This is a genomic window from Escherichia sp. UTM R2 (assembly GCF_048593455.1).
GTDB classification, from domain to species: Bacteria; Pseudomonadota; Gammaproteobacteria; order Enterobacterales; family Enterobacteriaceae; genus Escherichia; species Escherichia coli.
In genome coordinates this window covers 1,885,777-1,897,369 of record NZ_JBFWDY010000002.1, presented here as the reverse complement: position 1 = coordinate 1,897,369, position 11,593 = coordinate 1,885,777, and the positions used below count along the sequence as shown (strand labels likewise).

The window sequence follows — 11,593 nt, the reverse complement described above, 5'->3', positions numbered from 1 at the left end:
CCGCGAAATTGAAATAAAAAACCCGATGCGCAGATCATCGGGTTCATTTCAATTGAGGAAATCGGGAGAATTACGCCACTTCTGACGCCGCGCTATCTAACAGCGCCATCTCTTCGCTGTTCAGCAGTTTTTCGATGTTCACCAGAATCAACATCCGGTCGCCCAGTGCGCCCAGTCCAGTGAGATATTCTGTTGAAAGCGTCACGGCAAATTCCGGTGCCGGACGAATTTGCTCCGCCGTCAATGAAAGCACGTCTGAGACGCCGTCAACCACGATGCCGACCACCCGCTGTCCGAGATTCAGGACGATAACTACCGTGTTGTCGTTATAGTCCACATCCACCTGGCTGAACTTAATTCGTAAGTCAACAATCGGCACAATAACGCCGCGCAGATTCGTGACGCCTTTGATAAACGCTGGCGTGTTCGCAATCCGTGTTACCTGATCGTAGCCACGGATCTCCTGCACTTTCAGGATATCAATACCGTACTCTTCATCACCAAGGGTAAATACCAGAAATTCCTGGCCTGACGGCTCGCTGCCCAGCTTTGTTACATTCGTCATACCGGTCATATTGTTACCTTTTTACTCATTCAGGCGGCGGTGTTCGCCATACGTTGTTCGCGGTTTATCGCCTGCAAGGCGGAGACATCAACAATCAGTGCCACGCTGCCGTCGCCAAGAATGGTCGCAGCAGAAATGCCGGGGACTTTGCGATAGTTACTTTCAAGGTTTTTAACCACAACCTGGTGTTGACCAATTAATTGATCCACCAGCAAGGCGTAGCGGCGACCGCCACTTTGTAAGATCACCACAATTCCCTGGGTGGCTTCGGTTTTCGCGCCCGCGACGTTGAACACTTTCCACAGTTCGACGATGGGCAGATATTCACCCCGCACTTCCAGCACCCGCTCGCCGCCGGCCAGTGGATGGAGATCGGCTTCACGGGGTTGCAGTGATTCCATAACAGCATTCAGCGGCAGAATGAAAACTTCATCCGCAACGCGTACGGACATGCCGTCGAGGATGGCCAGCGTCAGCGGCAGTAAAATGCGGATCGTAGTGCCAGTACCCTGCTTCGACTGGATTTCGACATGACCGCCCATCTCCTGGATATTACGTTTAACGACGTCCATGCCGACGCCGCGCCCGGAGACGTCGGTGACCTGCTCTGCCGTGGAGAAGCCAGGTGCAAATATCAGCATCGCGACTTCGTCGTCGCTCATGTTTTCGCTGACAGTCAAACCTTGCGAGGCCGCTTTTGCCAGAATTCGCTCACGGTTTAGCCCCGCCCCATCGTCGGTCACTTCAATGCAAATGTTGCCGCCCTGATGTTCGGCAGACAGAATTAAATTTCCGACGCTGTTTTTACCTGCGGCGAGCCGTTTTTCTGGCAGTTCAATACCGTGATCGAGGCTATTGCGTACCAGGTGGGTCAGCGGGTCGATAATGCGTTCTATCAGGCTTTTGTCGAGTTCAGTAGAACTGCCCACCAGCGTCAGTTCTACCTGCTTGCCGAGTTTTCCCGCCAGATCACGCACCAGCCGGGGATAGCGACTAAAAACATATTCCATCGGCATCATGCGAATCGACATCACTGATTCCTGCAAATCACGGGCGTTACGTTGTAACTGCCCCATGCTGGTTATCAAATCACCATGATTAACCGGGTCCAGTTCGCTGGAACGCTGGGCAAGCATGGACTGGGTGATAACCAGCTCGCCGACGAGGTTAATTAATTGATCAACCTTTTCTACCGCTACACGGATGCTGGTGGATTCATTGCTGCGCGTCGTTTTTTCCCGCTCCACGCGGCCGGTTGGCGCTTGTTCGGCTGCCAGTTTAAGCACTGGTGGGGTGGATATTTTTGGCGAGACTTCTACTGTTTCAAAGGTAATCTGATCGGCTTCAATCACAAAACAGAGTACCGCTGTGATGTCATCTTCGGCGATGTCGCCCGGTAATATTGCCGAGAGCGAATCCGCCCCTTTCACCACGTCAGTTAACGTTGTCAGATGTCCCAGTTCTTCTTCCAGCAGGTCGACTTCCCCGGCCTTCAGGCGCGAAAGGATAATTCGTCGCGGCGACTGACTGCGACTCTGCTCATCTTGCGGTTCACTTTTGGCAACCACACTTAATCGGGTCACTGCGGATGGCGTTTCGCCTTTCGCTTCTAATGCCAGTTGACGCAAGGCCTGGCAGATATAATCGAAGCTGGCGGCATCCGGCTCTTGCGACTGTTTATAAGCGTCGAGCTGTTCTTGCATGATGTCCTTCGTTTCCAAAAACAGATTGATAATGTCGGTGTTGAGTTGCATCTCACCTCGTCTGGCTTCATCGAGCAGGTTTTCCATCAGATGCGTGGTTTCCTGCAAAACGCTGAAGCCAAAAGTTCCTGCCCCTCCTTTGATCGAGTGGGCAGCCCGAAAGATGGCATTCAATTGTTCGGCATCTGGCGCTTCCGGCTGCAAAACCAGCAAATGCTGCTCCATGTCAGCCAACAGTTCGTCCGCTTCATCAAAAAATGTCTGATAAAAATCGCTTATATCCATGCTCACGCTGTCACCTCGGTTCGGCTGATGGCATTGTGGGAACACTGACCTGTGGTGCAACCTCAGGTTTTTCCAGGGCGCTTACTGGCTCATTCTGGCTTTCGGCGTTTTCATGCAAAATGGCCTGTTCGGCTTGTTTGTTCAGTACCAGCAGGCTGATGCGACGGTTGACGGCATCATCAGGTCCGCGATCGCTTAAGCGCATCGTTGCCGCCATGCCGACGACACGTAACACTTTGCCGCTATCCAACCCTCCGACCATCAGTTCGCGGCGGGATGCATTGGCCCGATCGGCAGAAAGCTCCCAGTTGCTATATCCTTTCTCACCGCTGGCGTAGGGGAAATCATCGGTATGACCTGAAAGGCTAATACGGTTGGGAATACCGTTCAGTACAGGCGCAATGGCGCGCAGAATGTCGCGCATATAGGGTTCGACATCGGCACTGCCGGTTCTAAACATCGGGCGATTCTGGCTATCGATGATCTGAATACGTAGACCTTCCTGGACCAGATCGATTTTGAGATGGGGACGTAACGCCCGCAGTTTCGGATCGGACTCTATCAACTGGTCGAGATCACCCCGCAATTTCCGCAATCGACTTTGCTCCATGCGTTTTTTCAGCTCTTCGATGTTCGGCTGCTTATTCACTTCCCCCTGGCTTTGGGTGTAATCATCACCACCGCCGGGAATTGGGCTTTCACTATTAGAAATGCGATCGCCGCCCGTAACCGCAGTCGCCAGTGGAGTCCGGAAGTACTCCGCAATCTGAATCAGCTCTTTTGGGCTGGAGATGGAGATCAGCCACATCACCAGAAAAAAGGCCATCATCGCAGTCATAAAGTCGGCATAAGCAATCTTCCACGATCCATGTGCTGCCCCGTGGCTTTTGGCTTTGCGTCGTTTGACGACAATAATCGGATGCGCTTGATTCTTCATGCTTCCTCGGTTGTCGTCTGTTGTTGCGGATTTTTCACCGCACGCACATGCTCTTCCAGTTCAATAAACGACGGACGTTCGCTGGAATAGAGCGTTTTGCGACCAAACTCAACGGCGATAGGCGGTGCGTAACCGTTCAGATTAGAAAGCAGAGTGACTTTGACGCACTGCATCATTTTGCTGGTTTCGGCGCTTTTCTGACGTAAAACAGTCGCTAATGGGGAAATAAATCCGTAAGCCAATAAAATGCCGAGGAAAGTCCCCACCATCGCATGTGCGATAAGCGCACCCAGCTCGGCGGCAGGACGATCGGCTGAACCTAACGCGTGAACGACCCCCATTACAGCCGCAACAATACCAAACGCCGGAAGTGAGTCCCCGACCAGCGCCAGACTGTTCGCCGGGACTTCTGCCTCGCTTTCGTGCGTCTCAATCTCTTCATCCATCAGGGCTTCGATTTCGAAGGTGTTCATGTGACCGCTGATAATCAGGCGCAGATAATCGACGATAAAATCAAGCATGACGCTATCCGCGAGGATGCGTGGGTAGCTGGCGAAGATCTCGCTCTCACGGGGATTTTCAATATCACGTTCCAGCGAAAACATCCCCATCTGCCGCGATTTTGCCATCAACCGATAAAGCAGAGCCAGCAGATCCATATACATTGCTTTGGTGTATTTGGAGCGACGAAACAGCAACGGCAGCGCCTTCAGCGTGCCTTTAATCGCTTTGCCATTATTGCCGACGATAAACGACCCAATCCCTGCACCGGCAATAATCACCAGTTCAGCGGGTTGATAGAGTGCTCCAAGGCTTCCACCGGTCATCAAATAACCGCCGAAAACTGTACCGAGAACAACCAGGTAACCTAATAAGATAAGCACGACATCATCCTTCCACTGTTGACCATGACAGGATGTTCAGTCGTCAGGCGTTAACGCGCGATTGGGGCAAAAAAAAGCAGCGGTACGTCGTTACCGCTGCTGGAATGTTGCGCCTCACCGTATCAGTTAAACAGCCTGTACTCTCTGTTCATCCAGCAGTTGTGGGATAATATCGGCAGGATTCTGGGAAAGTTTACGTCTTTTTACTGCCCTGGATGGCGGTTGGCATAAGCTGCAGGCAAAGCTGCCAACAGGCTGGTGAGCGTGGGTAATAAAATTGCCGCCGCAGCAGTTGCAGCTGGAAAGTTGCAGTAATCCACTTTCAACAAACCGCACCAATGTCCAGGCACGAGTTAATGCCAGCAGTGGTCCTTCTTCTGCTTGTGGGCACTGTTCAAGGTATAAACGATAGGCTTTGATCACCGCATCGACGCCATTACACAAACCGGTTTTCAGTAAAAACTGCCATGCATTACAGAACATCGAAGCATGAACGTTTTGTTCCCAGGTCATAAACCAGTCGGTTGAGAATGGCAGCATGCCTTTCGGCGGTGGGCTTCCGCGCAGTTCTTTATAAAGTTTTATCAGGCGTCCGCGACTTAACTGTGTTTCGCTTTCCAGCATCTGCAAACGAGCGCCCAGGGTGATCAATTCCATTGCCAGCTGAATATCCCGCGCTTCCTGAACAATGCTTTTTTCACTCATGATCAGGCCCTTTTCTTGCGCAGCGCTTCTTCAGGCTGATTAACATCATTCAGCAAGCGTGTTGAGAGCATGATGCCGGTATGAATTTGCTGGAGATCGTCAACGCGGGAATCTTGCGTCAACTGAGTAATCGTCTGGTGGCTGTCAAAACGGAAGTGACAAACCAGCTGATTGGTTTCTGCCAGCTTAACCATTTGCGGAAGAGTCAGTGCCGCTAATGTTGTCGCCATTTCTTCATTTATGCCGAGACGAAACATAGCGGACGCTTTGTCCTGAACAATCAGACGCTGTGCAAGTAGTAAATATGACAAGTTGATGTCATAAATGTGTTTCAGCAACTCGGAGGTATGCATTATTCCCACCCAGAATAACCAACTTTATTTTTATGCGGTTTCACCGCACCCTGTGATGTCGCCGGGAAGCCCCGGTAAAAATAATTAGCATTAGAATAGTTGCGATAAGCTGCAATAAGCAGAGCCACCTTTTTGGTTTAATAAGTCCTTACAAATAGAAGGGGGTCTTTACACTTATCTAAGATTTTTCCTAAATCGACGCAACTGTACTCGTCACTACACGCACATACAACGGAGGGGGGCTGCGATTTTCAATAATGTGTGATGCAGATCACACAAAACACTCAATTACTTAACATAAATGTATAAGTCATACTTTTGTTTTGGGTGTATTTCAATCTGTTAAAAAGTTTTTCGCTACGCTAGCAAGCAAAAATGAAACAGGAATAATCGAAATGGGATGTTGCGCACAGTTAAAATAACTCACCGTAAATAATCATCTGCTATAAATAATCACTTTCATGCAATACCAGATAAGCTATTTTTAAACAGACACTTACCGCACAACAAACTAATTAAATACAAAGAAAGGCAACAATCAACATAATGTTAATGAAATGTTTTACATATATTAACCACTTGTTTAATGCGGAGAATCAGTACACTATTTTCTTATAATTACATTTGAAATTATATGATCACCGGGAGTGATTGATTAATTGTCTTTACTAATAATCAGACTAATATTTACCTGTTTGACCGAGTTGGGATTGCGTCGTTTCTCCATTAGGAGTAAAGCTTTAATGTCACCTGAAGTTCACAGAATAAGGAACAGGTTATGAGCTATAGCAATATTCTTGTCGCTGTTGCGGTTACACCGGAAAGTCAGCAACTGCTGGCAAAAGCGGTATCTATCGCCAGGCCAGTAAAGGGACACATCAGTTTAATTACTCTCGCTTCCGACCCGGAAATGTACAATCAATTAGCCGCGCCGATGCTTGAAGATTTACGCAGCGTGATGCAAGAAGAAACGCAAAGCTTTCTTGATAAGTTAATTCAGGATGCGGGGTATCCCGTTGACAAGACGTTTATTGCCTACGGTGAGTTAAGCGAACATATTCTGGAAGTATGTCACAAACATCATTTCGATTTGGTGATTTGCGGTAATCACAATCACAGTTTCTTTTCGCGAGCATCCTGCTCGGCGAAAAGAGTGATTGCCTCAAGTGAGGTCGATGTGCTGTTAGTTCCACTTACGGGTGATTAACCGCTCCTACGCAAGCTTTGGAAAGGTAGCAACTTTATCGCGCTGCTGGCTTTCCGCGCTTCGCGGAACTATCTGCTTTAGGTCGCTAATGAAGCACTCCTGCCAGTGGTTAATATCGTTTTTCACGATAACGTCCAGCATTTCTGCATGACGGGAAATACGTTCCGCCAGCGACATAGTCAATGCACGATCCAGCGCAGCTGCAACTTCGTCACGATCGTAGGGGTTAACAATTAACGCCGACGTTAACTCGTTTGCCGCTCCCGCAAATTGCGAAAGAACAAGAACGCCCGGGTTGGCTGGGTCCTGAGCAGCAACATACTCTTTTGCTACCAGGTTCATCCCGTCACGCAGTGGCGTCACTAAGCCCACGTCAGAGTAGCGGAATATTTTCATCAGTAATTTACGGTCAAAATGCTGATTCAAATAATAAAGCGGCGTCCAGCCTAATTGCCCGTATTTACCATTAATTCGTCCAGCTTCATTTTCGAGCTGATGACGAATATCCTGATAGGCTTGCACATCACCACGCGACGTTGGTGCAATCTGGGTATAACGAATTTTACCATGATGCTGCGGATATTTTTCCAGCAACGCTTCATAGGCGAGAAAACGCTCTGGCAAACCTTTGGAATAATCCAGCCGTTCGACAGAAAAGATATTTTGTACGTTTTTCAGTTCCGCTTTAAGTTGCGCCAGTTTTGGCGGCAGTGGCCCGGCAGCCTGTTTGGCTATTTCTTTCGGTTCAATGCCGATCGGGTAGACTTCTGTTCGAAATGCTTTGCCCCAGGCTGTATGGCTTTTTGCGCTACGTGTCGTGACGCGGGTCAGGTTAGAAAGACAATCCAGGAACGCCAGACGATCGTTTTCTGTCTGGAAACCCAGCAAATCATAATCACAAAGCTGTTCAAGCAAGGTGTCATATGTCGGCAGCGCGTTGAAGATTTCCGGTGTCGGGAAAGGAATATGCAGAAAGAAACCAATGCGATTATTCACTCCCCGTTTGCGTAATTCATGCGCAAATGGCAACAGGTGATAATCGTGGATCCAGATAATGTCATCGTCTTGCAACAGCGGCAGTAATTTATCTGCCAGCAACGCATTTACGCGTAGATAGCCGTCCCAGGCAGGACGCTGAAATTGCACCAGATCGAGCCGATAATGAAAAGCGGGCCAGAGAACGGCATTGGAGAATTGGTTGTAGTATTCGTCAAGGTCCTGTTCGCTGAGGTTAAAAGAGGCCCACGTAATGTTACCTTTTTTCACCTTTTTTAGCGGCTGATCCTCATTCCCTGTTTCGCCACTCCAGCCAAACCACAGTCCGCCTGCGGCTTTCAGTGCCCCCAGTATGCCAACGGCAAGGCCACCGGCACTGGCGGCGTGCTCGTCTGGTGGTGCAATCCGGTTAGATACTACGACTAAACGACTCATAGTCATCACTCCTGTTATTTTCTCTTTTTTGTTGTAATGCGGTGGTTATCATTTCAAGCCAGCTCCAGACATCCGGCACACCCGCCAGTCGCCATGATGCCTGAGTTGCACCTGTGCCAATTTTTACTGACATTCCGCCCAGCCGGTTAACGGCTGCGAAGCCAGATTCATCGGTTAAATCATCGCCCAGAAATACGGGCGTTCGCCCGATAAAGGGAGCTTCCTGCATAAAAGCTGCAATCGCCTCACCTTTACTGGTACCTCTCGGTTTGATCTCGACAACACACTTTCCCTGCTGTAACGCCATTTGTGGCCAGATCTGAGTAATACGTTGCGCTAATGTCATTAATGCGTCTTCATGCTGCGGAGCCTGACGATAATGCAGCGCAAAGGCCATCCCTTTCGTCTCCAGCTCCGCACCGGGATACTGGGCGATGACCGTATGCAGTTGCACGCTAATATCACGCGCAATCGCATCCGGCAGATGAACGATATGTGTTTTACCATTGATGTCACGGCGCTCCGCCCCATGCACGCCCGCTAACGGGAAGCGATAAGGTTTTGCCAGTGCGTCAAGCTCCACCATTGAGCGCCCTGATATCAATGCCAATGCACCATCACTTGCGGTTGCCAGTAGCTGTAGTCCTTGCAGAATGTTGTCAGGCACGACGACCTGATCGGGATGCGGTTTGATTTCCGCCAGCGTTCCATCGAGATCAAAAAACCAGGCATATTTCGCGGATAGTTCAGGGGTTTCGGTTAACGGTTCTGTCACCCGGTTCTCCTCCTTCTCTTTTCTTATTGTGTTGCGCAGAACGCGCTTTACAGACATGTAAGTATAGACAGTGTGACGGGGGTCGCCATTTGCAACGAAGAACAGCCAACCGTTATGGCGGTTGGCTATGGTGGGAAAAAACGCTAAATTGTTGCAGAAAAAAGCATCAGACAGTGCGTTTCGCTTTTTGCTTGTAACGGTCGAAGATCACCGCTGCCAGCAGGATTAAGCCGCGAACCACGTACTGCGCGAAAGGAGAAATATTAAGCAGGTTCATGGCGTTTTCCACGGTGCCTAAAATTAAGATACCCGCCACCACATATGAGATTTTTCCGATGCCACCTTTCAGAGAAACGCCACCTAAAACGCAGGCGGAGATAACAATCAGCTCATAACCAATCGACGTCATTGGCTGCCCACTGGTCATACGTGAAGCCAGAATAATTCCGGCTATCGCTGATACCAGGCCTGAGAGAACAAAGATAATAATTTTGGTGCGAACAACCGGTACACCCGCCAGACGCGCGGCCTCTTCGTTCCCGCCAATCGCCAGGGTGTTACGACCAAAGGTGGTTTTATTCAGCAGCAAACCAAAGATAATCAGACACGCGACGGTGAGCCAGATTGGCGCAGGCAGACCGAACCAGTTGGCGTAACCAAGGGCAAAGAAGCTTTCATCTTCGATACCGACCGCTTTACCGTCTGAAATGATGTACGCCAGACCTCGAACAATCTGCATCGTTGCCAATGTCGTGATCAGAGCATTTATTTTAAGTTTGGCGATAACAAAGCCATTGACCAGGCCACAGAGAACGCCCAGCAACAACCCCGCTGCCACGCCAATCCACAGGCTTTCAGTCAGGTTAATAACCACCGCCGTGGTGACACCCGCACAGGCAATTACGGAGGCGACAGAAAGGTCAAAGTCACCGGAAGCGAGGCAGAACAACATGCCACAAGCCACCATCCCCGACATGGAAATTGCCAGGCCCAACCCTTTCATATTAATGAAGGTGGCAAAATTTGGGACAAAAATGGCACAGGCGATAAAGAGCACCGCAAACACCACCAGCATGCCGTACTGATCCCAGATACGCCCGAAGCTGAATGACGACTTAGGTGCGCCAGACCCCGATGTAGAAACAGAAGACATCATACTCTCCTTACTCAGGCAACAGCCTGGCTGACTTTAGGCATCGCAAGGCTCAGTGCCTGACGCTCATCTGCCTGCTCGTGTAACAATTCACCGGCGATTTCACCTTCCCGCATCACCACAATCCGGTCGGCAACGCCGAGGACTTCAGGTAAGTCGCTGGAGGCAAACAGCACCGCCACGCCCTGCGCCGCCAGCGCATAAATTACGTTATATATTTCGTGCTTAGCGCCAACATCAATGCCGCGCGTAGGTTCATCCAGCAAAATGACCTTCATCTCTTCCGATAACCAGCGGCCCAGAATGGCTTTTTGCTGATTTCCGCCTGAGAGATTCATGATCAGTTGCTCCGCGCCCGGCGTTTTGATGTTGAGCGAACGAATGTGGTGATCGGCATTGTTTTCTTCCCAACCGTTGTTGATTACACAACCGCCGAGCACATGTTTACGTCTGGCACTGATGTTGATATTGTCGCGAACGGAGTGCACGGGAATAATGCCTTCCGCTTTGCGATCTTCCGGGCAGAGCATCATGCCTGCGGCAATGGCGTGGCTCGGTTTACGAATATCGATCGGCTGTTGGTCGATATAAACCTGACCGGCGGTGATTTGCGTCCCGCCAAACATGCCTTTCATTAATTCGCTACGCCCCGCCCCTACCAGACCAAACAGCCCAACAATTTCACCACTGCGAACCGCCAGACTTATTGGCGTACGCACGCCTGGTGCTTTCACAGCATCAAGACGTAGGCGCTCCTCGCCATAACTACGCGGTTGCCAGCCGTAGATATCGCCAATGTCGCGCCCGACCATCGCCTGCACCAGCGCGTCGTGGTCAACCTGCTGCATATCGGTAAAGGTTTTGACATAACGTCCATCTTTAAAGACAGTAATGGCATCGCTGAGGGCAAATATTTCTTCCATACGGTGAGAAACGTATAAGATCACCCGCCCCTCTTTTCGCAGTTCACGAATAACGCGGAAAAGATTGTCGATTTCACGGGCAGAGAGGGAGCTGGTTGGCTCATCAAAGGCGATAATTTTGGCGTTACGCGCCAGCGCTTTGGCGATTTCAACCATCTGCCACTGACCAATGGAGAGATATTTCAGCGGCGTGTCCGGGTCAATATCCATACCAAGATGTTTAAGTTGTAAACCCGCCTCATAATTCAGCAATGAGCGATTCACAATGCCGCCTTTATGCGGCAGCTGGCCGAGATAGATGTTTTCCGCGACGGTCATTTCCGGCACGAGATGCAGTTCCTGGTAAATAATCGCCACGCCCGCGTTAAGTGCTGCGGTCGTGTCGGAAAAGGACATTTCCTGCCCATTAATCACTACAGAACCCGTGGTTGGCGCATAGTTGCCGCTGAGGATTTTTAAGAGAGTTGATTTTCCTGCGCCATTTTCACCCATCAACGCATGAACCTGACCGGCATAGCAGTCAAAACTAATATCCGTCAGCGCCTTAACGCCGGGAAACGTTTTACCGATGCCGCGAAATGAGAGATACGGGGTAGACTGTTGCATAACGTCTCCGTGAATCACTGGTCGTTCACACCCCCTCTGCATCATGCAGAGGGGAATTTTTCCGGC

11 protein-coding genes are annotated in these 11,593 nt (G+C 50.0%); 1 reads left to right on the top strand and 10 read right to left on the bottom strand.

Going from position 1 to position 11,593, the window contains the following annotated elements; genetic code table 11:
- Positions 1–70: 70 nt before the first annotated feature.
- From cheW to flhD, 6 genes are all read right to left on the bottom strand, one after another.
- Positions 71–574 (bottom strand): chemotaxis protein CheW, encoded by a 504-nt coding sequence (gene cheW, locus AB4H76_RS10000; RefSeq protein ID WP_077492505.1) that lies wholly within the window; start codon positions 572–574, stop codon positions 71–73.
- 20 nt (positions 575–594) lie between these two features.
- Positions 595–2,559: a chemotaxis protein CheA gene (cheA, locus tag AB4H76_RS09995; RefSeq protein WP_001300654.1), complete on the bottom strand. Its 1,965-nt coding sequence runs from the start codon at positions 2,557–2,559 to the stop codon at positions 595–597.
- A 4-nt stretch (positions 2,560–2,563) separates the two neighbouring features.
- Positions 2,564–3,490, bottom strand: a complete 927-nt coding sequence (motB, locus tag AB4H76_RS09990; protein ID WP_000795630.1) for a flagellar motor protein MotB — start codon at positions 3,488–3,490, stop codon at positions 2,564–2,566.
- Positions 3,487–4,374 (bottom strand): flagellar motor stator protein MotA, encoded by an 888-nt coding sequence (gene motA, locus AB4H76_RS09985; RefSeq protein ID WP_000906340.1) that lies wholly within the window; start codon positions 4,372–4,374, stop codon positions 3,487–3,489. Before motA ends, motB begins: the two co-directional genes overlap by 4 nt.
- A gap of 126 nt (positions 4,375–4,500) precedes the next feature.
- A complete protein-coding gene (gene flhC, locus AB4H76_RS09980) occupies positions 4,501–5,079 on the bottom strand; it encodes a flagellar transcriptional regulator FlhC (RefSeq protein WP_001291603.1) in 579 nt (192 codons plus the stop codon).
- Positions 5,080–5,081: 2 nt separating this feature from the next.
- Positions 5,082–5,432: a flagellar transcriptional regulator FlhD gene (flhD, locus tag AB4H76_RS09975; RefSeq protein ID WP_001295647.1), complete on the bottom strand. Its 351-nt coding sequence runs from the start codon at positions 5,430–5,432 to the stop codon at positions 5,082–5,084.
- A gap of 778 nt (positions 5,433–6,210) precedes the next feature.
- Between flhD and uspC the strand changes: the two genes are divergently transcribed.
- Positions 6,211–6,639: a universal stress protein UspC gene (uspC, locus tag AB4H76_RS09970; RefSeq protein WP_000122426.1), complete on the top strand. Its 429-nt coding sequence runs from the start codon at positions 6,211–6,213 to the stop codon at positions 6,637–6,639.
- Between the two features lie 6 nt (positions 6,640–6,645).
- Here uspC and otsA read toward each other — a convergent pair whose 3' ends face one another.
- The 4 genes from otsA to araG all read right to left on the bottom strand — a co-directional run bounded on the left by otsA (position 6,646) and on the right by araG (position 11,527).
- A complete protein-coding gene (otsA, locus tag AB4H76_RS09965; RefSeq protein ID WP_001295646.1) occupies positions 6,646–8,070 on the bottom strand; it encodes an alpha,alpha-trehalose-phosphate synthase in 1,425 nt (474 codons plus the stop codon).
- Positions 8,045–8,845: a trehalose-phosphatase gene (gene otsB, locus AB4H76_RS09960; RefSeq protein WP_001299673.1), complete on the bottom strand. Its 801-nt coding sequence runs from the start codon at positions 8,843–8,845 to the stop codon at positions 8,045–8,047. The genes otsA and otsB overlap by 26 nt, the downstream gene beginning before the upstream one ends.
- A gap of 166 nt (positions 8,846–9,011) precedes the next feature.
- The gene (araH, locus tag AB4H76_RS09955; RefSeq protein WP_000100205.1) at positions 9,012–9,998 is read right to left on the bottom strand and encodes an arabinose ABC transporter permease AraH; all 987 of its coding nucleotides are present in this window, start codon (positions 9,996–9,998) and stop codon (positions 9,012–9,014) included.
- Positions 9,999–10,012: 14 nt separating this feature from the next.
- Complete coding sequence (gene araG / locus AB4H76_RS09950; protein WP_001187819.1) at positions 10,013–11,527, bottom strand: arabinose ABC transporter ATP-binding protein AraG; 1,515 nt, start codon at positions 11,525–11,527, stop codon at positions 10,013–10,015.
- Positions 11,528–11,593 lie beyond the last annotated feature (66 nt).